This is a genomic window from Shewanella sp. Arc9-LZ (assembly GCF_010092445.1).
In the GTDB taxonomy this organism is placed as follows: Bacteria; Pseudomonadota; Gammaproteobacteria; order Enterobacterales; family Shewanellaceae; genus Shewanella.
The window spans coordinates 136,542-152,246 of sequence record NZ_CP048031.1 but is presented as its reverse complement, the minus strand read 5'-3'; the positions used below and the strand labels follow the sequence as shown (position 1 = coordinate 152,246).

The window sequence follows — 15,705 nt, the reverse complement described above, 5'->3', positions numbered from 1 at the left end:
TATTCCTAGGCTCATTTCTGGCATCTACATTACTGCTCTAAGGCTAATTTCACCGCCAAGATAACGTGTAAGCCCTTGCTCGTTTTCAAGCAATAAAGCCCCTTGCTCATCAATACCTCGACAAGTACCGTTAACTGAATTAGGTGCCATTAGCAGTGATACTTCACGGCCAATAAATAAATCAAATTCATTCCAACGTTCTAAGAATGCACCCAACCCTTTCAGCTCAAACAGCTGTAAATCACTCTTAAGGGTTTGATGTAATTTAATTAACAGCTCCGTTTTATCAGGTATATTCACCAAACTAGACAGATCGTTCCATGGCTGGTCTATTAGCTCCCCCTGCTCTACAGACATACTCATATTGATACCAAAACCAATGACTAATTCTGTTTTATTAGCGGATGAATTACAAACCTCAACTAAAATTCCAGCCAATTTTTTATGATCAAGGTAGATATCATTTGGCCATTTCAGCCCTAACCCCTCAACCCCAAAGTCAGCTAGAGATTTAACAATGGAACAACCAACAACTAAACTTAAACCACTGGCATGACTAATATCATTATTTAAACGCCAAAACATTGAAGCATAAATATGATGAGCATAAGGAGACAACCACTGACGCCCTCTTCGACCTCGACCAGCGGATTGATATTCAGCAATGCAAATATCTCCTGATTTTAATTCAGAGGCATGTCCAAGCATAAAAGCATTAGTACTGGTCGTTTCATCAAAATAAAAACAACGGCCATCAATTCCATTAACAAGATGAGACTCATTTACCAACGACACTGGATTTGCTAATTTGTAGCCTCTTCCTTTCACACTATAAATTTCGATACCATAATCTTTTAATGCATCTATATGCTGATTAATTGCCGCACGAGTAAGCGATAAAGATTGCGCAATTACCTCACCAGAAACAAAACGTTCATGATGTAAACACGCTAAAATTTGGCGTTTACGTGACCAATGCTCATTCATTTTATTTCAATCTCCCCAACAGAGCCAATAATCCTAGGCTCAGGTTGTAATTTAACCGCAAATTTATCAAAAACCATCTGAATAATGTGTTTCGCTAATTGGCATACTTCATTACCAGTTGCATAACCTAGGTTAACTAACACCAAAGCTTGATCTTGATGGACTGCTGCACCACCGATATTAACGCCCTTCAAGCCAGCATGTTCAATTAGCCAACCTGCAGCAAGTTTGTAATGGTTATCAACCTGTCGATAACCCACTAAGGATCCATAACGACTTTTAAGTGAGTCATAGTCATCTATTGATACAACTGGGTTCTTAAAGAAACTTCCTACATTACCCAATATTTTAGGATCAGGCAGCTTAGATTGACGAACCATACAAACACAATCAAATATTTGTTGCGCCGATACATCTATAGCGTCTAAGTGTTGAAGAGGTCCATAACTTATCACCGGCACCCACTTTTTAGCCAATTTTAGGGTCACCTCAGTAATAACGACTAAGTTCTTAAGTTGTTGTTTAAAAATGGATTCACGATAACCAAAGTGACATTGTTCGTTATTATAATGTACCAAGTTACCAGTATCGAGTTGTAAAAATTCAATCTTGTGACAATAACGATTAAACTCAACACCATAAGCACCGATATTTTGTATTGGCGCTGCGCCGACAGTTCCAGGGATCAGAGCCATATTTTCTAAACCATAAATATGTTTAGTTAAGCAATATTTAACTAATTGATGCCAATTTTCACCGGCTTGAACCGTGAGATAATAAAAATCATCATCTTCATTAATCGTAATGCCTTTGGTGCCAACTTTAACCACAGTGCCCTGAAAATTGTCAGTAAATACGACGTTACTGCCTCCTCCGAGAATAAGCATGTTCTTCTGTTGTTGATACAACTCAAAACTTATCTTTATTAACTCCTCTTTGCTAGTCACTTCAACTAAAGAGTCGCAATACTGATTAAGGCCAAATGTGTTTAATGAAGTAAGCAAAATAGGCATAGATAGAAAGGCATCGTATTCAGAAATATATTGTTATTGTAGCAGGGAATAGCTAACAAATTAGCATGATCACGCTAAAAACATCTCAATCTAAAAGCACTATGCATTAACTATAATGGATAACTTTAGTACTAATTGTAGCAGGGATGTAAGTTGAATATTAATTTTGGAAAAAAGCCCGCTAGATAATAATGTGCAGTTTCGCGACTCTCTCAAATCAATTAGGCGTCTGGAAATGACCTACTCTTTTATCCCCGAAGGGGACGCATAGGCATATTGGCCACACTGCTTAAGGCTTATTTCTGAGGACTTGTTTTGGCCAATAACAAACTCTACACTATAAATTGCAGACGTAAAAAAGCCCGTTACGTTAGTAACGGGCTTATCACTACTCTTTCGAGTCAATTAGGCGCCTGGAAATGACCTACTCTCGCATGGGGAGACCCCAAACTACCATCGGCGATACTGTGTTTCACTTCTGAGTTCGGAATGGGATCAGGTGGTGCCACAGCTCTATGGTTTCCAGACAAATTTTGTTTATCTAACGCACTATTCTTGATGCATTAAATAATAATTCGGAAAGCTGATTGCTTTTACTCTTATCAAGAGTCTTGAGTTCAACAAGTACACGGATGTACTTGATGTCATAAACGCATGGAGCATTTTATGACCACTGTTTAAGTGCCTCATTCTAATACTAAGTCGTATCAGTAAAACCCATCTGGGTTGTATGGTTAAGCCTCACGGGTCATTAGTACAAGTTAGCTCAACGCCTCACAACGCTTACACACCTTGCCTATCAACGTAGTAGTCTCCTACGGCCCTTTAGAGAGCTTAAAGCTCTAGGGATGACTCATCTTAGGGCTCGCTTCCCGCTTAGATGCTTTCAGCGGTTATCGATTCCGAACGTAGCTACCGGGCAATGCCATTGGCATGACAACCCGAACACCAGCGGTTCGTCCACTCCGGTCCTCTCGTACTAGGAGCAGCTCCCTTCAATCATCCAACGCCCACGGCAGATAGGGACCGAACTGTCTCACGACGTTCTGAACCCAGCTCGCGTACCACTTTAAATGGCGAACAGCCATACCCTTGGGACCGACTTCAGCCCCAGGATGTGATGAGCCGACATCGAGGTGCCAAACACCGCCGTCGATATGAACTCTTGGGCGGTATCAGCCTGTTATCCCCGGAGTACCTTTTATCCGTTGAGCGATGGCCCTTCCATTCAGAACCACCGGATCACTATGACCTACTTTCGTACCTGCTCGACGTGTATGTCTCGCAGTTAAGCTGGCTTATGCCATTGCACTAACCGTACGATGTCCGACCGTACTTAGCCAACCTTCGTGCTCCTCCGTTACTCTTTGGGAGGAGACCGCCCCAGTCAAACTACCCACCAGGCACTGTCCTCAACCCCGATAAGGGGCCAGAGTTAGAACATCAAAACTACAAGGGTGGTATTTCAAGATTGACTCCACTCAGACTAGCGTCCAAGCTTCAAAGTCTCCCACCTATCCTACACATGTAGGTTCAATGTTCAGTGCCAAGCTATAGTAAAGGTTCACGGGGTCTTTCCGTCTAGCCGCGGGTATACGGCATCTTCACCGCAATTTCAACTTCACTGAGTCTCGGCTGGAGACAGCGTGGCCATCATTACGCCATTCGTGCAGGTCGGAACTTACCCGACAAGGAATTTCGCTACCTTAGGACCGTTATAGTTACGGCCGCCGTTTACCGGGGCTTCGATCATGAGCTTCTCCGAAGATAACCCAATCAATTAACCTTCCGGCACCGGGCAGGCGTCACACCGTATACGTCATCTTGCGATTTTGCACAGTGCTGTGTTTTTGATAAACAGTTGCAGCCACCTGGTATCTGCGACTCCCGTCAGCTTAGAGAGCAAGTCTCATCACCAACAAGAGCGTACCTTCTCCCGAAGTTACGGTACCATTTTGCCTAGTTCCTTCAGCCGAGTTCTCTCAAGCGCCTTGGTATTCTCTACCCGACCACCTGTGTCGGTTTGGGGTACGATTCCCACTAACCTGAAGCTTAGAAGATTTTCCTGGAAGCATGGCATCAACTACTTCATCACCGTAGTGACTCGTCATCAGCTCTCAGCCTGTACATTAAAGTACGATTTCCCGGATTTGCCTAAGAAATCAACCTACCACCTTAAACGCGGACTACCAACGCCGCGCTAGCCTAGCCTTCTCCGTCTCTCCATCGCAGTTAGCGGAAGTACAGAAATATTAATCTGTTTCCCATCGATTACGCCTTTCGGCCTCACCTTAGGGGTCGACTCACCCTGCCCCGATTAACGTTGGACAGGAACCCTTGGTCTTCCGGCGAGGGAGTTTTTCACTCCCTTTATCGTTACTCATGTCAGCATTCGCACTTCTGATACGTCCAGTGTGGGTTACCCCTTCACCTTCAACCGCTTACAGAACGCTCCTCTACCGCGCATCTCTAATGAAATGCACCCGTAGCTTCGGTGGTATGTTTAGCCCCGTTAAATCTTCCGCGCAGGCCGACTCGACTAGTGAGCTATTACGCTTTCTTTAAATGATGGCTGCTTCTAAGCCAACATCCTAGCTGTCTAAGCCTTCCCACATCGTTTCCCACTTAACATACACTTTGGGACCTTAGCTGACGGTCTGGGTTGTTTCCCTTTTGACAACGGACGTTAGCACCCGCTGTCTGTCTCCCGAGTAGTACTCATTGGTATTCGGAGTTTGCAAAGGGTTGGTAAGTCGGGATGACCCCCTAGCCTTAACAGTGCTCTACCCCCAATGGTATTCGCTCGAGGCGCTACCTAAATAGCTTTCGAGGAGAACCAGATATCTCCGAGTTTGATTGGCCTTTCACCCCCAGCCACAAGTCATCCGCTCATTTTTCAACATAAGTCGGTTCGGTCCTCCAGTTGATGTTACTCAACCTTCAACCTGCCCATGGCTAGATCACTCGGTTTCGGGTCTACACCTTGCAACTAAACGCGCAGTTAACACTCGGTTTCCCTACGGCTCCGCTATTCGCTTAACCTCGCTACAAAATGTAAGTCGCTGACCCATTATACAAAAGGTACGCAGTCACGGTCTCTTGTCCCGAAGGACGGAACCGCTCCCACTGCTTGTACGTATACGGTTTCAGGTTCTATTTCACTCCCCTCACAGGGGTTCTTTTCGCCTTTCCCTCACGGTACTGGTTCACTATCGGTCAGTCAGGAGTATTTAGCCTTGGAGGATGGTCCCCCCATATTCAAACAGGATGTCACGTGTCCCGCCTTACTCGTTTTCATCTATGGTTAGTTTTCATGTACGGGGCTATCACCCTGTGCCGCTGTGCTTTCCAACACATTCCACTAACACCCCATAGACTTAAGGGCTAATCCCCGTTCGCTCGCCGCTACTAGGAGAATCTCGGTTGATTTCTTTTCCTCCGGGTACTTAGATGTTTCAGTTCCCCGGGTTTGCCTCACTACACTATGTATTCATGTAGTGATAACAGCTTATGCTGCTGGGTTTCCCCATTCGGATATCGTTAGCTCAAATGCTTATTACTAGCTCGCCAACGCTTTTCGCAAGTTATTACGTCCTTCATCGCCTCTGACTGCCAAGGCATCCACCGTATACGCTTGGTCACTTAACCATACAACCCAAATGAGTTTCACTTACGTGAACATCTGGGTCATATCATGACCAGCTGGTTTTTACTTGTCTCACCTCCGACCAGGAAGTGGACTCGCCTTAGTTTTTTAGAATATTCAAGACACTTAAACAGTGTTTTGAGAACTCAAGTGTTAATGCTTTCGCATTAACGTTTTTCGCACTAACATCATCACACCAATAACAACGAATCGTCATTCATGCGCCTTTAGTTAGTACTATCAGCTTTCCAAATTGTTAAAGAGCGGGCTTAAAAAAGCCAAAGATAAAATTTCGTTTATCTTTGGCATCTCTAACCTATGCATATGCTTATCGTCATGATAAGTGTAAATGGTGGAGCTATGCGGGATCGAACCGCAGACCTCCTGCGTGCAAGGCAGGCGCTCTCCCAGCTGAGCTATAGCCCCATTTACATGCAGTTGAGATTTTACGTTTACCTTCAATGAAGGTCTTACCAAAAAAATTGGCTTGCCAATCGTTTCTAATCAAGGCGGTTGATAGCGACGTTTAGTTGACTAAACGAGTTATCATCCAACGCAGAGTAGGAAAGATTGGTGGGTCAGAGTGGACTTGAACCACCGACCTCACCCTTATCAGGGGTGCGCTCTAACCAGCTGAGCTACAGACCCAACGTAATTTCTCTTTCTTCTATCAAGTAATCTGTGTGAACACTCACATGCATCGCTGCACTTTAGGTATTGAGTTAGTCGTATAGGTAAGGAGGTGATCCAGCCCCAGGTTCCCCTAGGGCTACCTTGTTACGACTTCACCCCAGTCATGAACCACAAAGTGGTGAGCGTTCTCCCGAAGGTTAAACTACCCACTTCTTTTGCAGCCCACTCCCATGGTGTGACGGGCGGTGTGTACAAGGCCCGGGAACGTATTCACCGTGGCATTCTGATCCACGATTACTAGCGATTCCGACTTCACGGAGTCGAGTTGCAGACTCCGATCCGGACTACGACGTACTTTGTGAGATTAGCTCCACCTCGCGGCTTTGCAACCCTCTGTATACGCCATTGTAGCACGTGTGTAGCCCTACTCGTAAGGGCCATGATGACTTGACGTCGTCCCCACCTTCCTCCGGTTTATCACCGGCAGTCTCCCTAGAGTTCCCACCATTACGTGCTGGCAAATAAGGATAGGGGTTGCGCTCGTTGCGGGACTTAACCCAACATTTCACAACACGAGCTGACGACAGCCATGCAGCACCTGTCTCACAGTTCCCGAAGGCACAAGTCCATCTCTGGTCTCTTCTGTGGATGTCAAGAGTAGGTAAGGTTCTTCGCGTTGCATCGAATTAAACCACATGCTCCACCGCTTGTGCGGGCCCCCGTCAATTCATTTGAGTTTTAACCTTGCGGCCGTACTCCCCAGGCGGTCTACTTAATGCGTTAGCTTGGGAGCCCAGTGACTAAGTCACCAAACTCCGAGTAGACATCGTTTACGGCGTGGACTACCAGGGTATCTAATCCTGTTTGCTCCCCACGCTTTCGTGCATGAGCGTCAGTCTTTGTCCAGGGGGCCGCCTTCGCCACCGGTATTCCTCCAGATATCTACGCATTTCACCGCTACACCTGGAATTCTACCCCCCTCTACAAGACTCTAGTTCGCCAGTTCCAAATGCAATTCCCAGGTTGAGCCCGGGGATTTCACATCTGGCTTAACAAACCGCCTGCGCACGCTTTACGCCCAGTAATTCCGATTAACGCTCGGACCCTCCGTATTACCGCGGCTGCTGGCACGGAGTTAGCCGGTCCTTCTTCTGTAGGTAACGTCACAGTAATAGTTTATTAAACTATTACCTTTCCTCCCTACTGAAAGTGCTTTACAACCCGAAGGCCTTCTTCACACACGCGGCATGGCTGCATCAGGGTTTCCCCCATTGTGCAATATTCCCCACTGCTGCCTCCCGTAGGAGTCTGGGCCGTGTCTCAGTCCCAGTGTGGCTGATCATCCTCTCAGAACAGCTAGGGATCGTCGCCTTGGTGAGCCATTACCTCACCAACTAGCTAATCCCACCTAGGTTCATCCAATCGCGGAAGGCCCGAAGGTCCCCTCCTTTCCCCCGTAGGGCGTATGCGGTATTAGCAGTCGTTTCCAACTGTTATCCCCCTCGACTGGGCAGATCCCTAGGCATTACTCACCCGTCCGCCGCTCGTCACCTCAGAAGCAAGCTCCCTTGTGTTACCGCTCGACTTGCATGTGTTAGGCCTGCCGCCAGCGTTCAATCTGAGCCATGATCAAACTCTTCAATTAAAGTTCTTTTGAAAACCTCATCCTTATAAATAAGAACAAAGCTTTCGGCTCAATGAATTCTGATTTCATTAATTAGACTCGGAAGAATCTAAATAATGTTTGTACATATTACTATGAACACTCATCGTTGCATTGAGTTGTAATTTTTTGATTGCCAACATTCCGAAGAACAGAAGACAATTTCGAATAACTCAATACCTGTGAATGTCCACACAGATTACTTGATAAATTGTTAAAGAGCTTGATGTCGATTTTTCAGACATCGCCGTCAGACGCTAGGTCGTTGGCTTGGGCTGCGTATTCTACGCATTCCCTTTATTGCGTCAAGTGTTTTTTCAAACTTCTTTTCGCCTGTTACTAACACCACTAAGTAGTTGTTAATAACGCTAACCGGTTTTCGCTTTCGCTGTATGCCGTGTCAGTGGATGCGCATTATAGGCAGCTTAAGATTTAGTGCAAGCGCTTTTATTCAAGATATGTTTCGAGCGTTGAACTTTTATGCAGATCGTTCTTTTTTTAGCTTTTTTGATTAAAGAACCACCTTTGGCTAATTAGTAAATTACTTGTTTTTGATATTTAAGTCGCTTTTGAGCTCAATTTTTCAACAGTGGTCTGGTTTATCTGGTAATTTTTAATTAGTATGTAATAGTATTTAACAGTTATTTATCATTTTTATATTCATTAGAGATTATTTTATGCAGAAATCATTCGTGATTGTTTTGATTGCGGCGCTTCTTGGCGCTTTTGTTTTTTCTCAGTTTGGCGGCACATCATCTTCGGTAGCGTTTATTGCTGGTGTAGTCGTTGCGACGTTAATTTTCACCTTTATACCAACAAGTGGTTCAAGCTCTTCTGACGAACCTTATGTTGGTCCTACAATGACACTATATGTTGGCAACTTGCCTTATCGTGTTCATGAGGGAGAAGTAAAGGCATTGTTTGGTGAGTACGGGCCTGTTAACTCAGTTCGTTTAGTACGAGACCGTAAAACTGGACGTCGCAAAGGATTTGGATTTGTTGAGATGTCTGAAGCGGGCGCACAAAAAGCAATGTCGAAATTAAACGACTATAGCTTTCAAGAGCGCACGTTAAAGGTAAGAGAAGCCAAATCACAAGAATCTGATTCGGAAAATAGCTAATCGTTATTGAACTAGGTTCTTAGCACTATAGTAAATTAATAGTGTTGTTAGTCGGTTATGGTTACCAGCGAAAAATCACTAAAACCATAATCGACTAATGTTGCTTTAAGCCCTTGGCTAATATCTTTGGTATAACATGCTTGTAATTGCTTATTGCCATTACTTTCTTTACTCAGTAAAAACCTTACCCGTTTTGCTACCGCCTCCCCTGAATCTAATAGTGTTACTCCTTCGCCAAGATAATGACTTATTTCTGTCGCTATCATTGGGAAATGAGTACAGCCCAGCACCAGTACATCAATATTAGTTGCCGCGATGGGTGCTAAGATATCGTTTAGCTTATCCATATCGATTGGCTGTTGAGCTACATACTGCTCCGCAAGTAACACTAAATCTGAAGTCCCAAATAATTCAACCTTACAGTTTCCGGCAAACTGATTGATTAATGCTTGAGTGTAATCTCGTTTCACTGTCCCAGGCGTAGCCAATAAACCAATGTGCTTTTTCTTCGATAACATGGCGGCAGGTTTAATAGCAGGAACAACTCCCACGATAGGATTGGTTAATTGCTGGCGTAATAGAGGCAATACCAAAGTACTGGCGGTATTACAGGCAACCACCACAATACTGGCGTTCAAACGTCGTGCATGATGAGTAATAAGTGCAACACATCCAGTTATTAACTCTTGCTCTGATAAGTTGCCATAAGGTAAGCGTGCATTGTCAAATAAGTAACAATAATCATGTTGTGGTAACTGTTTTCTAATTTGGTTCATTACCGACAATCCGCCGATACCAGAATCAAACACTAAAATAGGTCCAGACAATATGGGCTCCAAATATGTATATGTTCAGCATTAATCGTCGGGCCACTTTATACTTAGGTGCGTAATACTAGACATCAGCGTCATTTAGTATAATATTTGCGCCCTTTTTTACAGTATTAGGTGGACGATATGAATTTAGCTGCAATGGATCCTAAAAACTACGATGCACAATTACAACGAAAGCGCATCAAGCTAGAACAGGCCTTTGCCGATTTCAATCCACCGGCGCTTGAAGTCTTTGCTTCTGAGCCTATGCATTATCGTATGCGTGCTGAATTTAGAATGTGGCATCAAGATGATGACTTATATTACTACATGTTTGATAAAGCACTGAATGCAAAAGTGCGTTGCGATCAATATTTACCCGCTGGTTTGATTATTAATCAAATGATGGCCGCATTAATAGCAGAGTTAACACCTAATCCTGCATTGCGTTATCGATTGTTTCAAGTAGATTTCTTGTCGACATTAAGCGGCGAAATTTTAGTGTCTTTGTTGTACCACCGCCAGCTCGATGAAGAGTGGCGTGAACACGCGACTCTATTAAAAGCAAAGTTATCTGCTCAATTCAATGTCAACATTATAGGTCGTGCGCGTAAGCAAAAAATCGATTTAGACAAAGATTTCGTTGTTGAGACCTTAACGGTTAATGAACAGGTATTGCATTACAAGCAAATTGAAAACAGCTTTACTCAGCCTAATGCGAAAGTCTCTGTAAAAATGTTGGCGTGGGCAATTGATGCAACTAAAAACAGTCAGGGTGATTTACTAGAGTTGTACTGTGGTAATGGTAATTTTACGATTGCATTGGCACAAAATTTCAATCGTGTATTAGCAACAGAGCTGGCCAAGCCTTCAGTTGATGCTGCGCAATACAACATCGATATTAATCACGTTGATAATGTTCAAATTATTCGCATGTCTGCTGAAGACTTTAGTGATGCCATGGCGAAAAAGCGTCAATTTAGACGTTTAGAAGGCATCGACTTAGACAGTTACGATTGCAATACTATCTTTGTTGACCCGCCTCGTGCAGGCATTGATCCTGAAACATTAAAGCTTATCCAAGGTTACGAGCGGATTTTGTATATTTCATGTAATCCAGAAACACTGAATGACAATTTGTTAACCTTAGGTCAAACACATAAAATAACTCGCTTTGCGCTATTTGACCAATTCCCATATACCGATCATATGGAATCAGGAGTATTACTAGAACGTAAGTAATACAGCTTTACTAACAAACAGGGCGCTAATGATTAGCGCCCTGTTTGGTTATAATCGCGATAAATTAAGCACGGTTGTCAATTTTATGCTGTAACGCTTCAGCGCCTGTAGCCACCATACGCAGTTGTAGTACTAGCTGATCGGCTAATGACTTACGCTCACTACGCTTGGAATCCAACGCTGATGCTCCGGCATTAAAAACTAAAATAACCAATGCTTCAGCTTGAGCACGCGCTAACACAGGAGTGCGATTTGCCTGGGCCTCGGTGTAATGAGCAAGTTCAGAAATAAAATGTTCAATTTCGCGCTCAACTGCGGCTCTAAATGCCGCTGAGGTACCTGAACGTTCGTGAAGTAGTATTCGAAATACGTTCGGGTTTGACTCTAATACTTCCATAAACGTGTCAACAGAAATACGGATCACACTCCCACCAGCTTCTGCACGTTGACGACCTTTACGCATCATTTGACGTAAGGTTAATCCACCTTCATCGACCATGGTCAAGCCAAGTTCGTTCATGTCTTTAAAATGGCGATAGAATGATGTGGGTGCAATACCAGCTTCACGAGCAACTTCACGTAAGCTTAGACTGGAAAAACTGCGTTCAGCACTGAGTTGATTAAATGCAGCATCCACTAATGCACGGCGGGTTTTTTCCTTTTGTTGTGCTCTAACACCCATTTACTAATCCATTCAGTCAATATTAATTCACCGATAATACCGTTTTTAAAACAGAAACACAGCCCTGTTAAAGTTGACCATGACTAGTTCCCTAAGTAAAATTAGCGTACAATTGTACGCTCAACTTATTTAAACCTATTATTGGAACCCTACTAAATGAAAAAACCTCCAATCATTTGGCTTAATACCTTGTTATTTGCCATTACTTTTATCGGCGCGGTGGTATTAATCCCTTGGCGTGGTTTTACCCATGGCTTTGATGGCATTGAATGGATTGCATTTGTTGTTTTCGCTTACGCAAGTGGTCTATCGATTACTGCGGGTTACCACAGATTATGGTCACACAAAGCCTATAAAGCTCACTCTTCAGTTCGTTTTTTATACGCACTAGGCGGGGCATTGGCGCTACAGAATAGCGCATTGCATTGGTGTAGTGATCACCGCATTCATCACAAACATGTTGATAATAATGATAAAGACCCGTACTCAGCTCAAATGGGATTTTGGTACAGCCACATAGGTTGGATGCTACGTGAGTATCAAGCGAGTCGTTACAGCGACTACAACAACGTGCGCGACTTACAAAACGATCGTATCGTTATGTGGCAGCACAAGCACTACTTAGCCTTAGTGATCTTAATGAATATTGGTTTACCGGCATTTATAGGTTGGTTAAATGGCGATATTTTATCAATGGTTCTTATGGCCGGTTTACTACGCCTAGTGGTTGTACATCACTGTACTTTCTTTATTAACTCATTAGCCCATATTTGGGGTAAACAACCGTACACAGATAAAAACTCAGCCCGAGATAATGCATTTTTAGCGTTACTTACATACGGTGAGGGGTATCACAACTTCCATCATATTTTTGAAAACGATTATCGCAATGGCATCAAATGGTGGGACTACGATCCAACCAAATGGTTAATCAAGCTGATGAACTGGTTTGGTTTAACGAGTGACTTACGTAAAGTGCCACAAGAGCGTATTGAAAGTGCACGTTTGCAGATGCAACTTTTACAAGCTCAGAATCAGGTTGCTCACTTACCTAACTGCGATGAAATTATAGAAAAGTTTCAAGCAGAGTATGAGCTGATGAAGCAACACTTAGTTGACTATTATCAAGCCAAAAAAAGTTTGTTAGAGGCGAAACGCAAGCAACTTACAGATCACAATCTGAAACAACAAGTACAATTATTGCGTAACCAATTTCTTGAACAACAACGTAATTGGAAAAGCCTAACAGCTGCCTACGCACAGTAAAGCTAAAGCTTAACCATTTAAAGGTCACGCCCACGCGTGACCTTTTTTGTTTTGAGCAGCTTCACTAGTACATCATGTGCTAATTAAATTGCTGAGTCACCTGCTGCTGTAACGCTTTGCAATTGGTCGTAGCTCCGTCAACTGAAGGTGCAATACTTACCGATACTTTAGACCAGAAACGTTTAGGAAAAGTGGTCAGTGCATGCCCGCCTTTATGACTAAAGTAAGATCCCCACAACCCTGTTAACGCTAACGGTATTACTGTTACTGGATCCCGTTGTAAAATTTTATCAATACCAGGTCTAAACTCACCAATGTCACCGTCTGGAGTTAACTTCCCTTCCGGAAAAATACACACTAGCTCATCGTTAGCTAATGCTTGATGTATCTGTTCGAATGCATTTAGATATGTCGACTCACACTTTTTAGGTGAACAGATTGGGATAACACCAGCGTGCCGAAACAAATACTTTAATAATGGAATTTCGCTAATCGACTTATCCATTACAAACCGAATAGGTCGAGTTGACGCGCCCATAATGACTAACGCATCAACGTAACTCACATGATTACTGACAATAATTCCTGCCCCTTGTGCCGGAATATGTTCTCTACCACGTACATTCACCCGATACATAACATGGCTCAGCAAATAACTGATAAAGCGTTGGGTAAACTCTGGCACTTGTGAGTAGACATATAACAGCACAACCAAATTAAGCACGCCGACAAGCATGAATAATTCAGGGATACTCCACTGAAATACCCCAAGCAACACTATCGATAATACTGCAGAGCCCACCATAAAGAAGGCATTAATGATGTTATTCGCCGCAATAGCTTGAGCACATTCTTGTTTTTCTGCACGAGTTTGAATAAACGCATACAGAGGCACAATGAATATCCCGCCACTTAGGCCGACAAGAAACAAATCAATCATCACACGATAATGCTGCGCACTAGCGATAAATGACTCGAAGCTATACACAAAACCTGGTTCAACAAGCTCAAGCGGAATAGCCGCTATCATGTCAAAACTAAACACGCTCAAGCCCAATACCCCAAATGGTAATAAGCCTAACTCAACATGCCCAAACGAAAAACGTTCACACACGTATGACCCAACCGCAATACCGACAGAAAATAACGCCAGTAACAATGAAACAACAGTAGCATCTGCATGTAAATGCAACTTGGCAAAATTTGGAAATTGAGTCAAATAGGTGGCCCCTAAGAACCAAAACCAACTAATGGCGAGAATGGCCATCCAAATAGTCTTGGTTTGTCGCGCTTTATTGATACAACGCCAAGTGCCAGAAAATAACGAAAACTTGCTAGGGTTTAAATCACCTTGGGCAGGCAATGAAGGAATCGCACGGCTAGCAAGATAACCACAAATCGCCAACACACAGACAATGATTGCAGCCCACGTTAAACCATTTTCATTAGACACCACCAAACCGGCGCTTAGGGTACCAACAAGAATCGACAAAAAAGTGCCCATTTCAACTAGAGCATTCCCTTTCACTAACTCTGCTTCGCTTAGGGCTTGAGGTAATAATGAGTATTTTACTGGACCAAAGTATGCAGACTGGCTGCCGGTTAAAAATAGCAGCAGCAACATCACCATATAACTCTGACTGATAATCGCGATAGCCGCTGTCGACATGATAATCAGCTCTAACAACTTTAACCGTCGAATCAATTTTGCCTTATTCATATTGTCAGCCACGATACCAGCATGAGCAGAAAACAAGAAAAAAGGTAAAATGAATACGCCAGCAGCTAAATTAACAAACAAGTTAACATCAATCGGTAATGCATTTAATTGGCTGTACGTCACTAACAAGAGCAACACATTTTTATAAAAGTTGTCATTAAGCGCACCTAGGCATAAAGTCGCAAAATAGGGGAAAAATCGTTTAGTTAGCAGCATTTGAATTCCTTTTTATGCTCATTCCATCAATATAACTGCTTACATGACTCGTCAACATGTCTTGTAAACAGGATTGTGTCTCAAATAGTTTGCCATCCAATGACAAACACGTTAACCCATGTATCCCACCCCAAAGTACGCGGCTCATCGTTTCAACCTCTTGCTCACATGCAGAAGGAAAGTATTGACTTAGCTGAGACTCAACGTCAGAAAATAATGATTTAATCAGCCCGAGGTGAGCCACAGGTAAAGGCTGGTCACCCGCCATTGATAATTCAAATACCAATCGGAAACAGCGTCGATTCGCTAAAGCAAACTGACTATAAACTAATGCCATTTGCTCAATTGTTTGTTTTGGCGTGGTCGGTTTAATTAACTGTAACTGCGCAGCAAGCTGTAACAATGTTTGCTCAGATACCGCGAGTAATAAGTATTGGTAACTACCAAAAATATTAATTAACGTACTTGGCACGTAACCAATGGTGGTTGCTACTTTCCTTAAGCTTAAGTTATCAATACTGTCGTATTGCAGATGCTCAGCCACAGCACTAATAGCCATATGGCGGATCTGCTCATGCGTATGCTCTTTTCGTCTCGCCACAATACCAACCTAAAAATGATATGCACCTTATGTCAGTTGATAAATTAACAGCAAACAAAATAAAAAACAACGTTCATAATAATTATTTTTTTAATTAAAAATA

At 43.2% G+C, this 15,705-nt stretch carries 9 protein-coding genes, 2 tRNA genes and 3 rRNA genes; 3 read left to right on the top strand and 11 right to left on the bottom strand.

From position 1 onward, the window contains the following. Positions 1-24 precede the first annotated feature (24 nt). The 7 genes from birA to GUY17_RS00665 form a co-directional block, all read right to left on the bottom strand. Positions 25-987, bottom strand: a complete 963-nt coding sequence (gene birA, locus GUY17_RS00695) for a bifunctional biotin--[acetyl-CoA-carboxylase] ligase/biotin operon repressor BirA (RefSeq protein ID WP_162022027.1) — start codon at positions 985-987, stop codon at positions 25-27. Further along, entirely contained in the window at positions 984-2,000 is a 1,017-nt protein-coding gene (gene murB, locus GUY17_RS00690; RefSeq protein WP_162022026.1) for a UDP-N-acetylmuramate dehydrogenase, read from the bottom strand. Before murB ends, birA begins: the two co-directional genes overlap by 4 nt. Positions 2,001-2,411: 411 nt before the next feature. Then, positions 2,412-2,527 (bottom strand): 5S ribosomal RNA (rrf, locus tag GUY17_RS00685). A gap of 203 nt (positions 2,528-2,730) precedes the next feature. Then, positions 2,731-5,648: ribosomal RNA gene (locus GUY17_RS00680) — 23S ribosomal RNA — on the bottom strand. Between the two features lie 348 nt (positions 5,649-5,996). Then, positions 5,997-6,072: transfer RNA gene (locus tag GUY17_RS00675), tRNA-Ala, on the bottom strand. A 145-nt stretch (positions 6,073-6,217) separates the two neighbouring features. Continuing rightward, a tRNA-Ile gene (locus GUY17_RS00670) sits at positions 6,218-6,294 on the bottom strand. Positions 6,295-6,381: 87 nt separating this feature from the next. After that, a 16S ribosomal RNA gene (locus GUY17_RS00665) occupies positions 6,382-7,924 on the bottom strand. Together the 16S, 23S and 5S rRNA genes with 2 tRNA genes alongside form the textbook arrangement of a ribosomal RNA operon. A 695-nt stretch (positions 7,925-8,619) precedes the next feature. Between GUY17_RS00665 and GUY17_RS00660 the strand changes: the two genes are divergently transcribed. Further along, complete coding sequence (locus GUY17_RS00660) at positions 8,620-9,063, top strand: RNA-binding protein (protein WP_101087393.1); 444 nt, start codon at positions 8,620-8,622, stop codon at positions 9,061-9,063. Positions 9,064-9,110: 47 nt separating this feature from the next. On the opposite strand, the gene murI is transcribed toward GUY17_RS00660, so the two are convergent. After that, positions 9,111-9,890: a glutamate racemase gene (murI, locus tag GUY17_RS00655; protein WP_162022025.1), complete on the bottom strand. Its 780-nt coding sequence runs from the start codon at positions 9,888-9,890 to the stop codon at positions 9,111-9,113. Positions 9,891-10,019: 129 nt separating this feature from the next. On the opposite strand from murI, the gene trmA reads away from it, so the two are divergent. Then, a complete protein-coding gene (gene trmA / locus GUY17_RS00650) occupies positions 10,020-11,117 on the top strand; it encodes a tRNA (uridine(54)-C5)-methyltransferase TrmA (protein ID WP_162022024.1) in 1,098 nt (365 codons plus the stop codon). A 64-nt stretch (positions 11,118-11,181) separates the two neighbouring features. Here trmA and fabR read toward each other — a convergent pair whose 3' ends face one another. Then, positions 11,182-11,799 (bottom strand): HTH-type transcriptional repressor FabR, encoded by a 618-nt coding sequence (gene fabR, locus GUY17_RS00645; protein WP_011635616.1) that lies wholly within the window; start codon positions 11,797-11,799, stop codon positions 11,182-11,184. Between the two features lie 156 nt (positions 11,800-11,955). Between fabR and GUY17_RS00640 the strand changes: the two genes are divergently transcribed. Further along, positions 11,956-13,065: a fatty acid desaturase gene (locus tag GUY17_RS00640; RefSeq protein WP_162022023.1), complete on the top strand. Its 1,110-nt coding sequence runs from the start codon at positions 11,956-11,958 to the stop codon at positions 13,063-13,065. A 79-nt stretch (positions 13,066-13,144) separates the two neighbouring features. Here GUY17_RS00640 and GUY17_RS00635 read toward each other — a convergent pair whose 3' ends face one another. Together GUY17_RS00635 and GUY17_RS00630 are read right to left on the bottom strand one after the other, a co-directional pair. Further along, a complete protein-coding gene (locus GUY17_RS00635; protein WP_162022022.1) occupies positions 13,145-15,001 on the bottom strand; it encodes an MFS transporter in 1,857 nt (618 codons plus the stop codon). Next, on the bottom strand, positions 14,988-15,602 hold the full coding sequence (locus GUY17_RS00630) for a TetR/AcrR family transcriptional regulator (protein WP_162022021.1): 615 nt from the start codon (positions 15,600-15,602) through the stop codon (positions 14,988-14,990). The genes GUY17_RS00635 and GUY17_RS00630 overlap by 14 nt, the downstream gene beginning before the upstream one ends. Between the last annotated feature and the right edge of the window lie 103 nt (positions 15,603-15,705).

Coding starts and splice junctions, on each gene's coding strand:
- GUY17_RS00660 (WP_101087393.1), top strand. CDS start 8,620: ATGCAGAAATCATTCGTGATTGTTTTGATTGCGGCGCTTCTTGGCGCT.
- trmA (WP_162022024.1), top strand. CDS start 10,020: ATGAATTTAGCTGCAATGGATCCTAAAAACTACGATGCACAATTACAA.
- GUY17_RS00635 (WP_162022022.1), bottom strand. CDS start 15,001: ATGCTGCTAACTAAACGATTTTTCCCCTATTTTGCGACTTTATGCCTA.
- birA (WP_162022027.1), bottom strand. CDS start 987: ATGAATGAGCATTGGTCACGTAAACGCCAAATTTTAGCGTGTTTACAT.
- GUY17_RS00640 (WP_162022023.1), top strand. CDS start 11,956: ATGAAAAAACCTCCAATCATTTGGCTTAATACCTTGTTATTTGCCATT.
- murB (WP_162022026.1), bottom strand. CDS start 2,000: ATGCCTATTTTGCTTACTTCATTAAACACATTTGGCCTTAATCAGTAT.
- fabR (WP_011635616.1), bottom strand. CDS start 11,799: ATGGGTGTTAGAGCACAACAAAAGGAAAAAACCCGCCGTGCATTAGTG.